The following is an 18820-nucleotide window of genomic DNA, read 5'->3' as shown; positions in this document are numbered from 1 at the left end:
GACCGCACGTTGACGAAGGTCAAAGACATCTTCGGCGTTCGCCCGACATTCGGTCAATTGGAAAGATGCAGGTCGCGACGGTTCAATTGACCGAGCGCAACGCCGGAAATTTTGGACGGCGCATCATACTCCCCGAGGCCAACGGGCTTCGGAACCCAACAGGAGGTAGAAATGACGGATCTAGGAATCCAACAGGACGTACTCGACGAGCTGGCGTTCGAACCCAACATCGACGCGGCCCATATCGGCGTGTCGGTGGAAGATGGCATCGCGACCCTCTCCGGTCATGTGTCGACCTATGCCGAAAAGCTGACGGCGGAGGACGTTGCAGCGCGGGTGAAGGGCGTCCGGGCCGTAGCCGTGAACATCGAAGTGCGGTGCGTAGGTCACAAGCAGCATGCGGACGACCAGATCGCATCGCGGGCAATCGACATCATCGCCTGGACCACGGCGCTTCCGGAGGGACCGGTTCATGTAAAGGTCGAGGGCGGCTGGGTGACGTTGTCGGGCGAAGTGCGCTGGCAGTTCCAGAAAGCTGCTGCCGAGCATGCCGTCAGGAAGCTCGGTGGCGTGGTCGGCGTCCTCAATCTGCTCACGATAAGACCGTGCCCGACGGTGCCGGACGTCCGCTGTCGGATTGAAGAAGCGCTGAAACGGAGCGCCGAACTCGACGGCGGCGGAATCTCGGTGAAGGTTCAGGACGACAAGGTCGTTCTCGAAGGCGGCGTGCGCGCCTGGCACGAGCGCGGCGTCGCCGAACGGACGGCCTGGTCTGTACCAGGCGTGGCCACCGTCGAGAATCACATCCGCATCAACTGAAAAGAGGGAGGGATCGCCCCTCCCTCTCTCCCTGCCCACCGCACGCCGCCCCTCGGCGTAGCGCAGGGTTGGCCGTCAAGCCGCCTTGACCGTGATCTTCTTGTCATTCTTCTGACGGTCCGGCGTCTTCGGTAGCGAGACCTTGAGAACGCCGTTCGAGAAATTCGCCTCGATCTTCTCGATGTCCACGCCGCGCGGCACCTCCAGGCTTCGATGGAACGATCCATAGCGCCGTTCGGAAAGGTAATAGTCCTTTTCCTTCTCCTCCTTGGCCTCGTTCTTCTCGCCCTTGATGGTGAGAATCCCGTCGGCGAGCGTGACCTCAAGATCCTTGGCGTCTACGCCGGGAAGCTCGGCCGACAGCTCGAAGGCGTTGTCGGATTCAACGAGATCGACGGCGAGCATGCCGCGCGAGAAAGCGGCCGGCATCCTGCTGAAGGCCCGGTCAAAAATCGAGGGGCTCCCGAAGTCGCTGAACACGCGGTCGATCTCGGACCGGAGGCTGTCGAGAGGCCACCAGCGGTCGACTGGCGCCGCCGGCCTTGCTTCTGACTTTGCGGTAAGTTTCGGTGCAGAGTCTGCCATAGTCATTCTCCTTTTCTCAAGAATGCCGTCGTTCACAGGCGGCGACGTGCACATGAAACAGTTCATTGCATTCTCGGTCTTTGATCACCGTCAAATCACCTGCCTTTTGTCATTCGAGTTTCCCCGGAGTGAAGATTGACCTAGGACAAGGCCCCGACCGCCGGACCATGCCAACATTTCTCTCGATCAAGGAGGGAAACCGCCATGACGTCGGGCTATTACGTCCGCCTGCTGGATATGAACGATGCGCTGCAGGCATACAGCCTGATCCAGGTGGCGGCTCCGTGCTTTTCGGCCGAAAATTGGGCGCAAGTGGTGACAAGCGCTGATCGTTGGACGCTCGTCTCGCTGGAGGATCCGGCAGGTTATGTGCGTGGGCTGGCAGTCTATCGGATCGGCGCGCATCCGATCGCCGGGCGATTGATGGACATTCCGATCTTCGTGGCAGCAAGCGTCATCGACGAAGTCACCATCGCGGACGTCCTGTTCACTTCGTTGAAGACGCGATCGGCGGGATGCAGTTTCATGCGGTTTTGGGGGCGGTTTCCAAGCGATTTCGCGGAGATGGAAAACGTCGACAGATTTCTCCGGTGGGACCACGGCCTGATGGTCAGGGTTGACCAGAAGCCGTCTCCGGCCTTGCTGTAAAGAGATATCCGACGCCACGAATAGATTTGATCAGGCTTGGATTGGCCGGATCAGCCTCTATCTTGCGCCGCAGCCTGACGATCAGTGCGTCGATGGTGCGGTCGAAGCCGTCGCGGCCACGTTTATGCGTCAGATCCATCAGCATGTCGCGCGTCATGACGCGTCCGGCATGGGTGGCGAACACGTGCAGCATGTCAAACTCGCCCGTCGACATTGCCACTTCGTCTCCGGCCGGGTTGATCACCGCCCGTCGATCCACATCGAGCCGCCACCCCGCGAAGCGCAGCACGTCAGCTTCCGCAGGTGCGACTTCGTTGGGAACGGTGCGCCTTCGGAGGACCGTCCTCACGCGCGCGAGCACCTCCCGGAGATGAAATGGCTTGCCAATATAATCGTCCGCGCCGACCTCCAGACCGACGACGCGGTCCATGACATCGTCACGACCGGACAGCATGATGATGGGAACGTCCGAAGCCGAACGGATCTCCCTTGCAAGCTGGAGCCCGTCGCAGTCTCCCGGCAGGACGAGGTCGAGCAGGACGGCGTCGAATTTGGCCCCCGCCATCCTGGCACGCATCTGCGAGCTGCCGCCTGCCACGTCGACGTCGAATCCTTCCTCGCCGAGATACTGCGCGAGCATTCTTTGGATCCGGACATCGTCGTCCACGACAAGTATGCGGGTTCGCCTGACAGGTCCGCTCGTCATCCCAGGATTCTCGAGTTGTTACGGATTGTTACACAATCGCATCAATTCTTACGCTCCTCGCATCCCGGTGTCATCAGACTTCGGTCAAATCCACGCCAGACAACGGCGGAGGGAGCCACGACATGCCTGCGGTATCGAATATTCACTCACTTGAACGGCCACTAACGCAAGGAATGATCGACTTCGCGCCGCTGTTCATGGGCCAGACCATAGAGAAAGCCCAGGCGGGAACCACGATCTTCTTCGAGGGTGACGCCGCCCGCCATGTGTTTCGCATCGTGCGCGGGAACGTGCGCATATGCCGGTTCCTTTCGGACGGCCGCCGCCTCATCATCGGTTTTCTTGGCGCGGGCGATCTGGTCGGCCTGTCTTTTCACAACAGATACATGTTTGCAGGCGAGGCGATCGACGACGTGGCCTTCACCCGGATGAACAAGCGGACGCTGGAAGAGGAGCTGCAACTGGTGCCTGAATTCCGGCTTCAGCTTCTGTCGCAACTACGCGACGAGATTTCTGCAGCGCAGGATCACATGCTCCTGCTGTCGCACAAGAACGCCGAGCAGCGAGTCTGCACCTTCCTGCTGCAGCGGCTTGAACGGAACGAGGGACGGGATGGCCGGACGATCAGTCTGCCGATGGTCCGCGCCGATATCGCCGACCATCTGGGCATGACGATCGAGACCGTGTCGAGGACGCTCACCAAACTTGTCGCCAAAGGCATCCTATTGCCTGCTGACAAGCATCAGTTCAAGGTGGCCAGCCGGTCGGCGTTGGCCCGCACCGCCGACGAAGACCCGGACGATGACTTCGAAGAATACCCTGGAGCACGCTATGCTGGAACACGCTACCAGTGAAACCGACCTGGACCGGATCGTGCGCATGTTCGACGTGGCCAACCTGATCGTCCACGGCTTCGACGGCATTATCCAGCGCTGGACCGCGGGCTGCGAGCAGCTCTACGGATGGTCCGCCGAGGAGGCCGTGGGAAAGGTGGTCCACGAACTCCTGGATACGCGATTTCCGGTCGACTTGGACGAGCTTCGGGCCCATGTGCGTAGCAAGGGCTTCTGGAGCGGTCAGGTGGATCATCGACGGAAGGACGGCGTCAGACTGGCGATCGCTACGCGGTGGACTGTTCTCGAACTTGGCGATCCCGACACGCTCATCGTGCAGTCCAATAACGACGTGACGCTTATGCAGCAGGTCGGGGACGAGCTGCGGGAGCGGCAGGCTCACCTCCAGTCCATTCTTGATACGGTGCCAGACGCAATGGTCGTCATAGACGACAGAGGTATCATCACCTCGTTCAGCGCTGCGGCAGAGAAACTCTTCGGCTACTCCGCGCACGAGGCCATCGGGCGAAACGTCTCCATGCTGATGCCCTCTCCCGACCGGGAGGCACATGACGGATACCTGGATTCATACATTCGGACCGGGCGCCGACGGATCATCGGCTACGGGCGCGTGGTCGTCGGTCTGAGGAAGAACGGGACCACCTTTCCAATGGAGCTCTCCGTCGGCGAGGCGGTCACCGGCGGCAAACGGATCTTCACGGGCTTCGTCAGGGATCTGACCAGCCGCCACCGCATCGAGGCCGAGCTGCGGCAGTCCCAGAAGATGGAGGCGGTCGGCCAGTTGACGGGAGGGCTCGCCCACGACTTCAACAATCTGCTGGCGGTCATCAGCGGTAATCTCGAGATGCTGGAGGCCAGTCTTGTCGAACCGGGGCAGTTGTCTCTGCTGCGGGAGGCGCAGTCCGCGGCCGACGACGGCGCCAGGCTTACCTCCCAGCTTCTCGCGTTCGGAAGGCGGCAGGCTCTCGCACCGAAGGAGTTGGACGTCGGCGCCCTGCTTGGAGAGTTTTCGGACCTCGTCCAGCGAACGCTCGGCGACTCCGTCGAACTCCGGACGGTCATTCCCGGACGGCGGTTGACCGCAATGGCAGACAAGGCGCAGCTCCAGAGTGCGCTTCTCAATCTTTCGATCAATGCCAGAGACGCGATGCCTGCCGGAGGCCGTTTGACGATCGAGATATCCGGGGTCGAGATCGATTCCGATTACGCCGGGATGTATCCGGCAATCCGACCCGGCAGATACGTCCTCATTTCGGTTACCGACACAGGGACTGGAATGACAAGCGAGGTTAGGGAGAGAGCATTCGAGCCGTTCTTCACAACGAAGCCGACGGGTTCTGGAACGGGCCTCGGACTGAGCATGGTCTACGGCTTCGCAAAGCAATCCGCAGGACACCTGCAGCTCTACAGCGAACCTGGCGAGGGGACCACGGTGCGCCTCTTCCTTCCACGCGCCGATGGCGGGAAGGATTCCCATCCGGAAAAAGGGCAGACCGAGCACGCCACGTCTCATGGAACTGAAACCATTCTGGTCGTCGAAGACGACGCGAGAGTTCGCAGAGTGGCGGTCAGCCGTCTGCAGGCGCTCGGCTACACTGTGATCGAAGCGACGAACGGAATCGACGCATTGAAGGAATTGGAGGCGGCGCACGACGTAGCGCTCCTGTTCACCGATGTGGCCATGCCTGGAATGAACGGCGACGAACTGGCCCGCAAGGTTCGCGAGCGCTGGCCGCAGGTGAAAATTCTCCTCACGTCCGGCTTCTCGGAGCCCCATGCTGCAGAAAAGGAGATCGAAGCAGGCGCCGGCTGGCTAAAGAAGCCGTACACGGCGTCGGAGATGTCGACCCATCTCAGGCTGTTGCTCGACACGAGGCATGATGGCGGTTCTGCTTGACGGCGGACCTTTGATCTTGGGATTGGTGACGTATGCGAGGCGGTCGCAGCGGCGCTCTCGCTGCCGGGTGGGCGGAGCGGCTAACTCCAGCCGCTCCCAACATTTGATCACCCGACCGTCAGCCGGTCATCGAGATTGCTGATTCCCGGTGCAGACCACGCGGCACGCTCCGCCGCCTGCCGTTCCGACCAGGTCTTCACCTTGCCGGAGAGGATAACCTTTCCGCCTTTGACATCGATCTTGATTGCATCGGCCTCCAGAGCGGCGTCTCGTTGGAATGCGTCATCGATGCGCTTCTTGACGTCCACCGCCGTGATGCGCGGTTTCAACTCGATCAGGTTCGACACGCCGACCACGCCGGCGAGATCACGCACTGCGTCGTAGGCTGCGTTCTTTTGATATTGCCACTCGACCTGACCTCTCAGGGTGATCCACCCCGTTAGGACCCGCACCTGCACCGAATCCTTCGGCACGGAGACGTTCCAGTCGAGCATCTTGACAGCCCGCCGGGCGATGTCGTCGTCGTCTGTTGCCTTCGGACCGAAAATCTGGACCTCGATGTCGGCAGCTATTCCGCGTACGCCCTTGACGCGACTTGCTACCCGCTCTGCGGCTTCCTTCTCCGCGTAGGTGCGCACGTGACCGGTCAGGGTCACGATCCCGCTGTGGACCGCAACGCCGATACCAGCCGCGTCGATGCTGGGCTCGAATTCCATTTCATCGAGAATGTTCTGTCTGAGACGAATGTCGTCCATGACAACCTCCTTCAGGTTTACGACATGTCGAACGTGCCAGTGCCGCAGAACTTCGTCGTTGATCTTCATCAAGCACGAGAGCGACCTTGTGATCGCATCGGGCCGAACACCGCCTCCGCGGTCGCTACCGGGTTTGCACGTCGGCGGCAACGAAGAGACGGTGGCCGTTCCTTGCGATCGTGACGAGCGCGCGGGCATGCTCCCTAATGAGAATTGCGAGCAGTTGGCCGACGTCCGTCCTCGGAAAAGCTTCCAGGTTGCCGGATGATCCGGATTGATCCTCAGCTACGGAACGAGCACGGCGGCGCCTGTAACACGGCCTGCGCGCAGGTCGTCGAGGGCGTCGTTCGCATTCTCGAGAGCGTAAACGCTGGTGACGCATCGTACTCCGGCCGCCTCGGCGATCGAGAAGAATTCGGCTCCGTCGTTCCGGGTCAGGTTCGCCACCGAGACCACCCGCCGCTCGCCCCAGAGCAGGCGGTAGGGCATCCTCGGAATGTCCGACATGTGAATGCCGCCGCAGACCACCGTTCCGCCCTTCCGCACCACGTCAAGCGCCATCGGCACGAGTTCGCCGGCCGGCGCGAAGATGATGGCCGAGTCGAGTTGGACTGGAGGAGTATCGCCGGAATATCCTGCCCAGACGGCGCCAAGATCAAGCGCAAACTTCCGTCCGGCCTCGTCTCCGGGACGCACGAATGCGTAGACGCTCTGGCCTCGATGTTTGCACACCTGCACGAGGATGTGGGCGGCCGCGCCGAACCCGTAGATGCCGAGCGTACTCCCCTCGCCCGCCATTTTCAGTGATCGCCACCCAATGAGGCCCGCGCAGAGGAGAGGCGCGGTCGCCACCGGATCAGCATCGTCAGGCAGCTCGAACGCGTAGCCCGCCTCGACAATCGCATGCGTCGCGAATCCGCCGTCGATCGTGTAGCCGGTGAAGCCGGGTTCGTCGCAAAGATTCTCGCGACCCTCGCGGCAGTATGCGCAGTGGCCGCAGGTGTGGCCCAGCCAAGGTACCCCGACTTTTCGACCAGTGAGTCGACCAGCAACGCCCTCCCCCGTTTCGATCACGGTCCCAACAATCTCGTGCCCCGGAACGAGGGGAAGCTTTGGCTTGGAGAGGTCTCCGTCGCAGACATGAAGGTCCGTGCGGCACACGCCGCAGGCTTCGACCTTAACGACGACTTGACCGTGCGGCGCTGGCGGATCCGGCCGCTCCAGGAGACGAAGCGGCCGACCCACCTTCTCGAGTACCATCGCCCTCACGTCTCCCTCCATCGGCATGTACCACCGCGCCAAGTAGTATCACACATTCCCGACCTCGACTTGATCCCGGTCAAGCATCCAGATTGATGCTCGTCAAAGAATGAATGCCGCGGATCCGATAGGCTCCTGACAGAGCGCCACGACCTCATCCAAAGGAGACGGACATGCGCGAACAAGAAGCAACCTGTAAGACACCGACGGGCGTCGAGAAACCGATCGAGCAGGTCGAACGGACGTCCGCAGACCTTGTTCTCGAACGTCGGGACGAGGATCGCTGGGAGGTGACGGCTGTGACGCCGCGAGGCCTGGCCTGGGCGAGAGACCATTTCTGCTGTGCGCTCAGGCAATCTTTCAGTGGCACCATGTGCCTCGACATCGTGAGCGCTGATCGTCTTCTCAAGGAAGCGCACGCCGAAGGATTGACGACAGAGTTCGTCAGCCTGTCAGGTAAGGACATATACTGACCCGTTCACCACCGTCATCTGCGCCATCGGCCGGGGATTGCAACAACGCATGCTCCAGTTCGTGCAAACGGTCTCGCCGACGCACGGCCGCCAGCCACGGCTTCGAAGTGGAAAACAAGCGACCTATGATCGGGATTTCAACGCGCGGGACAGCGGATCAGTCCGCCTTGACCGCTCTCCGCCCCGACACGGCCGTCACGACAATGCCGTAGAAGACATGCGGTGAGCCTTCGAGTATGGGGGACTCGTGGGGCTTCATCGCGCCGATCTCCCACCAGTCCGAATTCTTTTGGAGAAGCGACCATGCATGGAGCCTTTCGCTTCCACGCGAGTCGCTGTCCGGAAACTCCTCGAACCTGCCTTCGACGACGACGCTCGTCCACCCGCCGGCGCTCGAACGGTGCTCGACGTGAAGGCAGACCTTGTCGTTCCCCCGCATCCAGTCGAGCTTCTTGCCTGGCATGGTGAAGCTATAGGCGACGCCGCTGGAAAAGGCGAAGTAGATTGCCGCCACGTAAGGCTGGCCATCCTTGCAGCATGCGAGATGTCCGAAGCGCTCGTTCTCAAGGATCCGATAACACTCACCTGGGTGGATCTCCGTCAGCTCGATCGTCATGACCGTGTTCTCCAGCTTTAGTGAAGCACGATGATAAGAGCTTCGTTGCGCCGGCGCCTTGACGAAGCGCAATGCAGACTCTCTCCGCGGCACGCATCATGACGGGTGTTTAACCTCAGGAGGCCACCATGAAGCCGCAGTTCCATCTCCCATTGTCGACCTATCCCGACGCGAGTTCCTTCACCATTATCGACAACGCCTTCGATCTGGCTCGGCAGAATGACGCGCATCTCGTCGCCAGCATCCCGCAAGTCCGGATTCCCCAGGTCCATCAACCCTTTCCCACAGTTATCGATGTCGACACGTGGCGGGGGCAAGCAGAGCGATATAGCCGGGACAGCGGGATTTCGCTGCGGGAACATATCACCCACGCTGTTGCCGAGACTGACGTCCAAGTGCGAATCCATGGATTCGAGGCCACGGAGCCGTTCGTGTTTGAACGCTTTTCCGAAATCACCAGGTGCCACGACGTGTCCATCGTCGAGGCCTCGGAGCTCTCCCGCCAGCTTTCCGAGACGCTGCTGTTCGGAAGCGGCCGTCCGCTCGTGCTATTTCCCGCCACTAGCGTCTGCTCTCGTGTAGACACGGTCGCCGTTGCCTGGGACGGCAGCGCCACTGCCGCGCGCGCCCTATCCTGCGCTCGGATTTTCATTGAACGTTCGACCAAGGTGCAGGTCATCTCGATCACCGACGACAAGGAAATCAACAAGGAGAACCGCGCGCTCCTGATCTCGTCCTTGAAGCATTCGGGATTCGACGTAGAAGACGTGTCGATCCAGGCAGCCGGAGAGACCGCTGCCGCCGCAATCCAATCGGCCGCGCTGGAACGTAAAGCAGACCTTCTGGTAGCGGGCGGATTCGGCCATTCCCGGCTTCGTGAATTTATCCTCGGCGGCGTTACTCGGGAACTGCTGGCCAAGGCCGAGCTGCCAGTGCTTCTCGCCCACTAGAGAGCGCGAAGGGCATTCAGGATGACCGCCACGTCGATGGCCTCCTGCAGTAATGCGCCGCCGACGGGCGGAAGGTAGCCCGCTCCCGCAAACCCCATTGCGAGGAGCGACAGACCTATACCCGCATAGATGCTCTGAAGCGCGATCTTGCGTGAACGACGCGCGATGCCGATCGCCTTGGGTATCCTGGTGAGGTCGTCCCGGACGAGAACGATATCCGCAGCCTCCGCGGCCGCGGCGAGGTTCTCGACACCGACAGCGATTCCGACGTCTGCTGCCGCCAGCGCTGGCGCGTCGTTCACTCCGTCGCCGACCATCAGCACTCTCCCGTTGACTCGCTCCTTCTCAATGATTTTGACTTTGTCGGAGGGATCAAGCCCCGCCGCGACTTCGTCCAAGCCCAGCGAGCGAGCTATCGCTGTCGCGATGGGCAGTTCATCACCGGAAGCGAGTACCGCCCGAGAGATCCCTGATGCCCTGAGCTGGGTGACGAGTTGGACAGCGTCTTTGCGAAGACGGTCCTCAAGCGTGATCGTGCCAGCCAGCGTATCATCAAAGAGAACCTTTACACGCATCGCGCTGCTTGGACCGTTCGACCCTGACGGCGGAGCCTCTCCGAAATACGTGTCTCCTCCGACGCCGACACGTACGCCATCAACAATTCCGCAAATACCGGATCCCGCAGTCTCCGTCACCTCCGATGGGCGGCTCAGAACCAGGCCCCGTCTCCGCGCCTCGTCCACCAGCGCACGTCCGACCACATGGCTCGATGCCTGATCCAGCGAGGCGGCGAGCCGCAGGATCCTGTCGGGATGCTCCGGGCCATCGATGTGACCGACTTCCGGCTCTCCCGCCGTGAGCGTCCCCGTCTTGTCGAACACCGCCACGGTGGCTTCAGCAAGGGCCTCAAGAGGTCCCGCTCCCTTGACCAGAACGCCCTCCCTGGCGGCTTTTGAGGTGCCGGCTGCAAGTGCGACAGGTACGGCAAGGATCAACGGACAGGGAGTGGCGACGACCAGCACGGCGACGATCCGTGACATGTCTCCGGACATGAATGCGGAACCCCCTGCAACCGTGATCGTTGCGAACAGGAACCAGACCGAGAACCGGTCGGCCAGGCGCATCAGCTTTGCCTTGGAGCGCCTCGATGCTTCCACGAGCCTGACTATCCCGGCATAGGTGCTATCCTCGGCGCGGCTTAGAACGCGGATTTCGATAGCGTCACCCTCGTTCGTGGCGCCACTCGAAATGTTACCTCCCTTGGCGATGCGCGCCGGGAAAGGTTCTCCGGTCAGCACCGCCTGGTCGATCGTCGCGAATTCGCCGACGAGCGTCCCGTCGGCCGGTACGACGTCGCCCTTGCGTATCAGAAGGACATCGCCGACCGCGATCGTCTCGATCGGAATTTCTTGGAAACCGGTTGCGGCAAGCCGCATCGCCGTGCGCGGAACCTGCGCCAGCAAAGCCGACATGCCCTCGTCGGCGCGACGGTGTGCGTATGCTTCCAGAAACTGACCGCCGGAATACATGAGGCCGACGATCGCTCCGGCAAGATATTCACCGAACCATAAAGAGGACGCCATGGCCATGGCAGCAATCAGGTCCAGGCCGTATTCCTCCTTCCGCAGCTTCTTGGCAATCTCGATACAAAGGGACAGCAGGATTAGGCTGGTGCAGCCTAACAGGATTAACCGATATCCAAGGCCGTGACCCACGAGATAGAAGGCGAGTGCGGCCGCAAGCGCAACGAGCGACAACATTACCAGAAGGCCCGAGCGGGAGCCCGCCTTCCTCAGTCGCGACATCCTGCCCTGAGGCAACGTCCACCCGCCAGCCCACCAAGCCGCCGCCGTAGCCATCAATCACCCTCCCACAAATTCAAAAATCAGAACGATTTTGCGCAGTCGATGCAGAACGGCGTATAGGGAACCGCAGTCAGCCGTTCCTTGCCGATCGGCTGATGGCATTTGGCGCATTGCCCATATTTGCCGTCGTTCAGCCTTCCGATAGCCGCGTCGATGGCCGCGATCTGGTCGCGCCCCTCGGCTTGCATCTCGCGGAGAACCTCATCGTTCTCAACCTGGGTCGCGCGCTCCTCGCTGTCCTTCTCGAGCGCCACACAGAGATCCGCATCGATCGCTTCGAGGCGACGGACAAGGTCATCCTTCATCGACTGCAACACGGTCTGTACCGAGCTCTTATTCATTTCATTGCCTTTCAATCTTGCCGGATCAGCGCAGGTTCGCACGCGCCGCCGCCGGAACACCGATCCAAGCACCGCGCCTTTGAAACGATGTGGCCGCATATGCCACGGCCCACAAATCGTCTTCAGCATATCTCAGTCCGATTGAAGCTCCTTGATCCCGGTCAATGCCCCGTGCGCTGGCGCACATAGGCTGTCTCGCGAGCTATCAATGAAATCGCTGCGACAAGCCCGGAGTCCATGATGAATCTCACGGCGCAGACACCCGCCCCTAAAACGCTCAAGGCGAACGGACTGACGAGCATCGAGGCCGAGCAACGCCTTGCCGGGTTCGGGCCAAACACGCTGCCCGAGCCTGCCCCCCCATCCCCGCTGAAGGTCTTCCTCGTCCAATTCCGCAACCCGATCATCTATATCCTTTTGCTGGCATCGGCGCTCTCCTTTGCGACCGGCAGGATCGAAGACGCCCTGTTCATTCTCGTCGTACTTCTGATCAATGCCTCCATAGGCACCTACCAGGAATATTCCGCGGATCGGGCGGCCGCCGCCCTTCGGAAGCTTGAGCAGCCGTTGGCCAAGGTCATCCGGGACGGCGTGGCTTGCCGGATCGAGGCCGAACGCCTTGTCGTGGGCGATCTCGTTCTTCTGGAATCCGGTGACAGAATCCCTGCCGATCTGACGCTTGTCGATGCGAGCGGCCTCCGGTGCGACGAGTCGCTTCTGACCGGAGAGTCGATGCCGGTCTCCAAAGGGCAAGCAGTCGAAGGCTCGAAAGATGAAACAGGCAGTTCCCTGCTGCTGCTCGCGGGCTCTCTGGTGACGCGCGGGCGAGCCAAAGGCGTCGTGACTGCTACTGGTGCGGCAACAATGCTTGGCCGCATCGCCGTCGAGCTGGGAAGAGCCAGTTCGTCGCAGCCCCCGCTCGTTGCGCGTCTGGCGAAGTTTACGAACGCGCTCGCGGTTTTCGTAGGACTGGCAGCATTGGTACTTGTCCTGGCGGGCTTCATGCGGGGCCTCCCTCTGCACGATCTTGTCATGATGTCCGTGGGTCTCGCCGTGAGCGCTGTTCCTGAAGGGCTTCCGATCGCGATCTCCATCGCGCTTGCGGTCAGCATGCGGCGGATGGCTGCCCGCAACGTCATCGTCCGAAGCATGCCCGCCGTAGAGGCCCTGGGTTCGACCACCATGATCGCCACGGACAAGACCGGGACCTTGACCAGCAACGTCCAGACGGTGACCGAAATTCGCCTGCCGGACGGAACGGACATCGTCCTGGACGCCCATGCCGATCTTGACAGGTGTGAGATCAGGGCGAGCGGCCTGGACGGCAATCTTGTCCGCGAGAGGGCGCGCAAGCTGCTGCGCGCTGCACTGCTCGCAAACGAAGGAAGCCTGATTCGCCGGGACGATCTGTGGGTCGCTGCCGGCGACACGGTCGACGTGGCGCTCCTCGCAGCGGGGCGAAAGGCGGGGCTGGCACAGGGAGAGCTGAACGACCGATACCCACTGGCCGCAAGGATCGCCTACGAGCCCGAGCACAAATACGCCGCATCCTTCCACCACGGCGGGGATCGAATCCATGTCTTCGTCAAGGGGGCGTCGGAGGTGCTCATAGAAATGGCTGATCGGATGGACTCAGCAGGAGACCTCGTCGAAATCGACCGCGCTTCACTTTTGGCGCAGAAGGAAGAGATGGCCGCTCGCGGCCTCAGGGTGCTTGCGTTCGCCGAAGGGGAAGTCGGCGTACAGCTCGCCAGGAGCCTCGGGCACGGTCACCTTGTCGATCTCGTGTTCCTGGGGCTGGCCGGACTACAGGACCCAATTCGACCCGAGGTGCCGAACGCCATGAAAGACTGCCGCGCGGCGGGCGTGGAGGTCGTGATGGTGACCGGGGACGATCCGCGGACCGCTGCCGCGATTGCCAGAGATGCTGGCTTGAGCTTTGACGCCCGCCAGATCGTTTCGGGCCACGACATCGACGAAGCTGCACGAGCGGGCGACGGGCGGCTGGACGAAATTACCAGAGAGGCTCGCATCTACGCCCGAGTGCAACCGGCGCAGAAATCGGCGATCGTCGGCTCCCTGATCCGGAACGGCCATATCGTCGCCGTGACAGGAGACGGTGTGAACGACGGTCCGGCTTTGAAGAGGGCGCATGTCGGCGTCGCAATGGGGCTCAGGGGAACAGAGGTCGCAAAGGAGAGCGCCGATCTCGTCATCACCGACGACAATTTCGCGTCCATCGTCGCGGGGATCGCCGAAGGCCGGGCGGCCTATCGCAACATCCGCAAGGTGGTGTTGATGTCAGTCGCAACGGGCGCCGCGGAGGTTCTGCTCTTCATGCTCGCGCTGCCATTCGGACTGCCCATGCCACTCCTCGCTGTTCAGCTCCTATGGCTCAATCTCGTGACAAACGGCATACAGGACGTCGCCCTTGCGGGCGGAAGGCCGGAAGGAGATGAACTGGCCGGCCCGCCACGTTCTCCGCTCGAGCCTGTCCTCGACCGCGTGATGATCCGGCGCGTCGTCCAATCGACGGTCGTCATCGGCGGAGCAGCGTTCCTGGCTTTCCAGTGGATGCTTTCGCACGGGTATGGGGTTCCCGAAGCCCGCAACATGACGCTTCTCATCTTCGTGATGTTCGAGAACGTCCAGACCCTGGCAAGCTCCTCCGAAAGACGATCGATATTTTCGGCCGACATTCTTCGGAACCGGTTCCTGCTCCTCAGCGTGGTGACCGCCCAGACTATCCATATCTCGGCGATGTACGTACCATGGCTCAGCACAACGCTTGGCCTTTCGCCCATCACGCCTCTTGAGTGGGGTCTGAGCATGCTGGTGGCGAGCTCACTCGTACTCGTGACCGAGGTCGACAAGTTCGTATGCCGACGATGGCGCGCTCATTCATCCCGCGGCGCTTGACGAAGATCAAAGACGTCGTCGCAAGTGCCGGTATCATTCCGATATTGAGCAAGAGAGGTGATCGAAATGTCCATTCGCACGGTATTGAGCATCCTGACTTCCAAATATTTCGACGAAGACCTGAAGGCCGCCGTGGAGTTTTGCGGAGCCTCCGGAGCGCATCTCAGCGCGGTCGTGATCTGCATGGGCGCGTCGCCGATGGTGGGAGAATACAACTCCCTGTCGACCATCTGGCTGGAAGAACGCCAGCGTGATATCGAGGAACTCGTCAAGAAGGCCGAAGAGATCAAGGCGTATCTCTCGCGCACCGGTCTGTCCTACGACGTGCAGGACATCTACACGGAATACGCTTTTGCGCGGGAGGACATTGCAGATCGGGCGCTCTATGCCGACGTCGTTCTCGTCGGCCGCCAAGCGTGCAAGGACGAGGAACTGCAGAAAAGGGTCATGGATGGCGCTTTGTTCGAGACGCCGACGCCGGTCATCATCAATCGCGGCCGCCGGCCGCTCTCTTCCACTTCCAAATCGATCGTACTGGCATGGGATTCGAGCGACGAGGCGTCGCGTGCCGCAAGGCAGGCCCTCGACCTGTTGAAGACGGCGGACTGTGTCTATGTGACGATGGTCAATCCGGTCTCGCGAGAGCGGGTGAATGGAGAAGAACCAGGCGCCGACATCGCGAGCTTCCTCTCCCGTCACGGAGTCAAGGTTCAGGTGGATCGCGTGGCGAGCGGCGGAAACAGGGCAGACGAGATCCTGAGGCAACATGCAATGGATGTGAACGCCGATTTGATCGTCATGGGCGCATACAATCACCCTCGCTGGCAGCAGACGCTGTTCGGAGGTGTGACGCGCAACATGATCGAGCAAAGCAGTATGCCGATCTTTATGGCTCATTGAGTACGTGGGTGCGGCCATGTATCACGCGCGGCCGCCTTCGGCTGGCATGTGGCTCGGCACTTCCTCGATCAGCAGGATTGCGGCGGCATCGCGAGAATATCTTGGTTGCTTTTCCGCGCTCCCTTCTGAGGGCTGTTATTCGACACTCTCATAACCCTCTCGGAGTTGCCCATCGATATGCCTCAATGACGGACCTTCATCCGAGCCTCCCGCCCACACGGCGTCGAGGTCGAGCGCGAAAAGCTGCGCCGCAGTGTCGCCCGGACGTGAAAAAGCATAGACTTCGCGCCGTTGCCAACGGCAGACCTGCGCGATGATGTGGGCGGCCGCACCGAAACCGTATAACCCGATCCTGGAGCCGTCGCCGGCCTTTTTCAGTGAACGCCACCCTATGAGACCGGCACACAGCAACGGCGCAAGCGCTACCGGGTCGGCCTGCTGATCCAGCACAAAGGCGTAATCAGCATCGGCAGCGACATGCGTGGCAAAACCGCCATGCCGCGTATAGCCGGTGAATTGCGGCTGATCGCAAAGGTTTTCCTCTTTGCTCCGGCAAAAAGAACAGCAGCCACAAGTGTGACCAAGCCAGGGAACGCCGACCCTCTGTCCGACGCGCGATGTAGGCACCCCCTCCCCCACTGCCTCAACGACGCCGACGATCTCATGGCGGGGAATGAGCGGAAGCTTCGGCTCGGAAAGATCGCCGTCACATACGTGAAGATCGGTCCTGCAAACGGCGCAAGCTTCTACTCTCAACATCAGTTGCCCGCTTAGCGCGACGGGATCGGGCCGATCGACCTGACGCAGAGGGGATCCGACCGCTTCGAGAACCATGGCTTTCATCAGGCTTACCTCCCAACGCCTCCCGCAGATGTGGCAGGTTACCTTCTTCTTCCGACGGGATGAAGCCAAGACCCAATCTGCATGGGCATCCGTGCGTCGCTGGTCGTAAAATCCAAGCGCGATCCGGTCAACGGAGCTGCTCTTTGCGATGGGTCAATGTGCGGAGTGTCCGATGCCCGCACTATCCGCGCCGGACAATCATCGTGAAGGGACGAAGATCATGACGAGCAAGTTGATGAAGGCGGCAGTGGTTCGGGAGTTCGGCAAGCCGCTCGCGATCGAATGCGTGCCGGTGCCTGTTCCGGGTCCAGGTGAAATCCTGGTGAAGGTCGTTGCCTGCGGAGTATGCCATACCGATCTGCATGCCGCCGACGGCGATTGGCCGGTCAAGCCGCTGCCGCCCTTCATTCCCGGTCACGAAGCGGCCGGGGTCGTTGCTGCTCTCGGTCCCGGCGTCACCCAATTCAAGGAAGGCGATGCCGTCGGCGTCGCCTGGCTGCACGATGCCTGCCTGCACTGCGAATATTGCGAAACCGGTTGGGAAACCCTCTGCGAACACCAGCACAATACTGGCTACAGCTGCAATGGCGGCTTTGCCGAATATGTCATTGCCTCGGCCGCTTTCGCCGCCCGCCTTCCCGCAGACGTCGACTTTGCCGAGATCGCGCCAATCCTCTGCGCCGGTGTCACGACCTATAAGGGGCTAAAGGAAACCGAAGCGCGGCCCGGCGAATGGGTGGCGATATCGGGCGTCGGCGGCCTCGGCCATGTTGCGATCCAATATGCCAAAGCGATGGGTCTCAAGGTGGTCGCTTTTGATGTCGCTGCCGCCAAGCTTGACCTTGCCCGCCAGGTCGGCGCCGATCTCGTGCTGAACGCCCGCGCCGAAGACACCGTCGAAAAGGTACTGAAGGCAACTGGCGGCGGTGCGCATGGCGTTCTCGTCACCGCCGTCTCGCCGCCCGCTTTTTCGCAGGCGCTCGGCATGGTGCGGCGCAAGGGCACCGTCAGCCTCGTCGGCCTGCCACCGGGCAACTTCCCGACACCGATCTTCGACGTCGTCCTGAAACGCATCACCGTACGCGGCTCGATCGTCGGCACGCGCCGCGACCTCGACGAAGCGCTGGCTTTCGCCATCGAAGGCAAGGTTCGCGCCGAAATTTCCAAGGCGCCGCTCGACAACATCAACGATATCTTTGCCGATCTCAAAGCGGGAACGATCGAGGGCCGCACGGTGCTCGATATCGCAGGAGAGGCGAGCATCTTCGCAGCGCGGGACCAGTCCGCAGCATAGCTGGCGCGCTGCGCCTCTCCGCCGCGCCCGGGAGGAGCGGCGGAGACACCTTCGATTCTAAAACCAGAGCGCCTCGTACCGGCCGATCCGGTACGTGGAGCAAGGCGCCCCCCCGGCTGGGGCTGAGAGCGAAGCGCTGGGCCGAAAAGGAATTCAAACGATCCGGCTGCGTTTCGAGTTCCTTCCATTGTTGACGTTGATCAAAGCGTCCCGGCTTCATCGCCGCTAACTTGTTCCCACTAGCCCAAAGCTTTGCTTGCCTGCTGCAAAGGCCGGCACCCAGGCATCGATTACGCCGACAAAATGCCGGCCTGTTCAAGGTTCTCGCGCGTCACGTTTTGCCGAGAGGATGCGAAACATCAGGAGTCGAAAATGCTCGTTCAAGACATCATGACATCGCCGGCGATCACTACGACGACATCCTGTTCCGTCACCGAAGCCGCCAAGCTGATGCTCGACAACAGGATCAGCGGTCTGCCGGTCGTCGATGCCAACGGAGCGCTGGTCGGCGTCGTCAGCGAAGGGGACTTCCTGCGCCGGAGTGAATTGAACACCGAACGTAAGCGGTCGTGGCTGCTCGAATGGCTGACGAGCTCCGGAAAGATCGCCGCCGAATATGTCCGAACCCATGGTCGGCGGATCGAGGAGGTGATGACCGCGCAGGTCAGCATGATCGCGCCGACCGCCTCCATTTCCGACGCCGTCAGATTGATGGAACGCCAGGATATCAAGCGTCTGCCCGTGGTGGAGAATGGCAGGCTCGTCGGTATCATCTCGCGCTCCGATCTCTTGCGGGCCTTGTCTCGGGCACTACCGGCGGCGTCGCTTTCGGCCGGAGACGCTCAGATCCAGGCAGCAATCGAAGCGGAACTTGCAAAACAGAGCTGGAGCCGCAACGGCTTCATCCATTGCCACGTCGCCGGTGGCGTCGCCGAACTGACCGGAACGATCTTCGACGAACGCGAGCGCCTGGCCGCAAGGGTCGCGGTCGAGAACGTTGCAGGCGTGACGTCGGTCAGGGACCAGCTCGTCTGGGTCGATCCCTATTACGGCATCGCACTGCCGCCGCCGGATGCCGAGATGAGACAGGCTTGA

Annotated in this window: 17 protein-coding genes and 1 pseudogene; 10 read left to right on the top strand and 8 right to left on the bottom strand. The window is 61.4% G+C overall.

Annotation, left to right across the window (positions count from 1 at the left end):
* The first annotated feature begins 171 nt into the window (after positions 1-171).
* A complete protein-coding gene (locus FHT70_RS27660; RefSeq protein ID WP_183706270.1) occupies positions 172-819 on the top strand; it encodes a BON domain-containing protein in 648 nt (215 codons plus the stop codon).
* A 75-nt stretch (positions 820-894) separates the two neighbouring features.
* Here the strand turns inward: FHT70_RS27660 and FHT70_RS27655 are convergent, their stop codons facing one another.
* The gene (locus FHT70_RS27655) at positions 895-1404 is read right to left on the bottom strand and encodes an Hsp20/alpha crystallin family protein (RefSeq protein ID WP_246722007.1); all 510 of its coding nucleotides are present in this window, start codon (positions 1402-1404) and stop codon (positions 895-897) included.
* Between the two features lie 204 nt (positions 1405-1608).
* Between FHT70_RS27655 and FHT70_RS27650 the strand changes: the two genes are divergently transcribed.
* Positions 1609-2052, top strand: a complete 444-nt coding sequence (locus tag FHT70_RS27650) for a hypothetical protein (protein ID WP_183706266.1) — start codon at positions 1609-1611, stop codon at positions 2050-2052.
* Here FHT70_RS27650 and FHT70_RS27645 read toward each other — a convergent pair.
* The gene (locus tag FHT70_RS27645) at positions 2015-2758 is read right to left on the bottom strand and encodes a response regulator transcription factor (RefSeq protein WP_183706264.1); all 744 of its coding nucleotides are present in this window, start codon (positions 2756-2758) and stop codon (positions 2015-2017) included. The two genes, FHT70_RS27650 and FHT70_RS27645, sit on opposite strands and share 38 nt — an antisense overlap.
* Positions 2759-2880: 122 nt before the next feature.
* On the opposite strand from FHT70_RS27645, the gene FHT70_RS27640 reads away from it, so the two are divergent.
* Both FHT70_RS27640 and FHT70_RS27635 read left to right on the top strand, forming a co-directional pair.
* Complete coding sequence (locus FHT70_RS27640) at positions 2881-3612, top strand: helix-turn-helix domain-containing protein (protein WP_183706262.1); 732 nt, start codon at positions 2881-2883, stop codon at positions 3610-3612.
* Entirely contained in the window at positions 3590-5509 is a 1920-nt protein-coding gene (locus FHT70_RS27635) for a PAS domain-containing sensor histidine kinase (RefSeq protein ID WP_183706260.1), read from the top strand. Before FHT70_RS27640 ends, FHT70_RS27635 begins: the two co-directional genes overlap by 23 nt.
* A 107-nt stretch (positions 5510-5616) precedes the next feature.
* Here FHT70_RS27635 and FHT70_RS27630 read toward each other — a convergent pair whose 3' ends face one another.
* Complete coding sequence (locus FHT70_RS27630; protein ID WP_183706288.1) at positions 5617-6264, bottom strand: BON domain-containing protein; 648 nt, start codon at positions 6262-6264, stop codon at positions 5617-5619.
* Between the two features lie 285 nt (positions 6265-6549).
* Positions 6550-7533, bottom strand: a complete 984-nt coding sequence (locus FHT70_RS27625; RefSeq protein ID WP_183706259.1) for a zinc-dependent alcohol dehydrogenase family protein — start codon at positions 7531-7533, stop codon at positions 6550-6552.
* Positions 7534-7697: 164 nt separating this feature from the next.
* Between FHT70_RS27625 and FHT70_RS27620 the strand changes: the two genes are divergently transcribed.
* Complete coding sequence (locus FHT70_RS27620; protein ID WP_183706257.1) at positions 7698-7997, top strand: hypothetical protein; 300 nt, start codon at positions 7698-7700, stop codon at positions 7995-7997.
* A 157-nt stretch (positions 7998-8154) separates the two neighbouring features.
* Here the strand turns inward: FHT70_RS27620 and FHT70_RS27615 are convergent, their stop codons facing one another.
* Positions 8155-8613 (bottom strand): pyridoxamine 5'-phosphate oxidase family protein, encoded by a 459-nt coding sequence (locus FHT70_RS27615; protein WP_183706255.1) that lies wholly within the window; start codon positions 8611-8613, stop codon positions 8155-8157.
* A 128-nt stretch (positions 8614-8741) separates the two neighbouring features.
* Here FHT70_RS27615 and FHT70_RS27610 point away from each other — a divergent pair, with 128 nt between their 5' ends.
* Positions 8742-9563, top strand: a complete 822-nt coding sequence (locus FHT70_RS27610; RefSeq protein WP_183706253.1) for a universal stress protein — start codon at positions 8742-8744, stop codon at positions 9561-9563.
* Here FHT70_RS27610 and FHT70_RS27605 read toward each other — a convergent pair.
* Positions 9560-11422, bottom strand: a complete 1863-nt coding sequence (locus tag FHT70_RS27605; protein ID WP_183706251.1) for a heavy metal translocating P-type ATPase — start codon at positions 11420-11422, stop codon at positions 9560-9562. The genes FHT70_RS27610 and FHT70_RS27605 overlap by 4 nt on opposite strands.
* A gap of 26 nt (positions 11423-11448) precedes the next feature.
* Positions 11449-11769, bottom strand: a complete 321-nt coding sequence (locus FHT70_RS27600) for a TraR/DksA family transcriptional regulator (protein WP_183706249.1) — start codon at positions 11767-11769, stop codon at positions 11449-11451.
* A gap of 237 nt (positions 11770-12006) precedes the next feature.
* Between FHT70_RS27600 and FHT70_RS27595 the strand changes: the two genes are divergently transcribed.
* Together FHT70_RS27595 and FHT70_RS27590 are read left to right on the top strand one after the other, a co-directional pair.
* Positions 12007-14688, top strand: coding sequence for an HAD-IC family P-type ATPase (locus FHT70_RS27595; RefSeq protein WP_183706247.1), 2682 nt, complete (start codon positions 12007-12009; stop codon positions 14686-14688).
* A 66-nt stretch (positions 14689-14754) separates the two neighbouring features.
* A complete protein-coding gene (locus tag FHT70_RS27590) occupies positions 14755-15588 on the top strand; it encodes a universal stress protein (protein ID WP_183706245.1) in 834 nt (277 codons plus the stop codon).
* Positions 15589-15786: 198 nt separating this feature from the next.
* Here FHT70_RS27590 and FHT70_RS27585 read toward each other — a convergent pair.
* Positions 15787-16431: pseudogene (locus FHT70_RS27585) on the bottom strand (alcohol dehydrogenase catalytic domain-containing protein); the annotation flags it as partial.
* Positions 16432-16651: 220 nt separating this feature from the next.
* Here FHT70_RS27585 and adhP point away from each other — a divergent pair.
* Positions 16652-17725, top strand: a complete 1074-nt coding sequence (adhP, locus tag FHT70_RS27580) for an alcohol dehydrogenase AdhP (RefSeq protein WP_183706286.1) — start codon at positions 16652-16654, stop codon at positions 17723-17725.
* A gap of 372 nt (positions 17726-18097) precedes the next feature.
* Positions 18098-18820, top strand: a complete 723-nt coding sequence (locus FHT70_RS27575; RefSeq protein ID WP_183706243.1) for a CBS domain-containing protein — start codon at positions 18098-18100, stop codon at positions 18818-18820.

The sequence above is a fragment of the Rhizobium sp. BK049 genome, from assembly GCF_014193135.1.
Lineage (GTDB): Bacteria > Pseudomonadota > Alphaproteobacteria > Rhizobiales > Rhizobiaceae > Rhizobium.
This window is presented reverse-complemented; position numbering and strand designations above follow the sequence as displayed.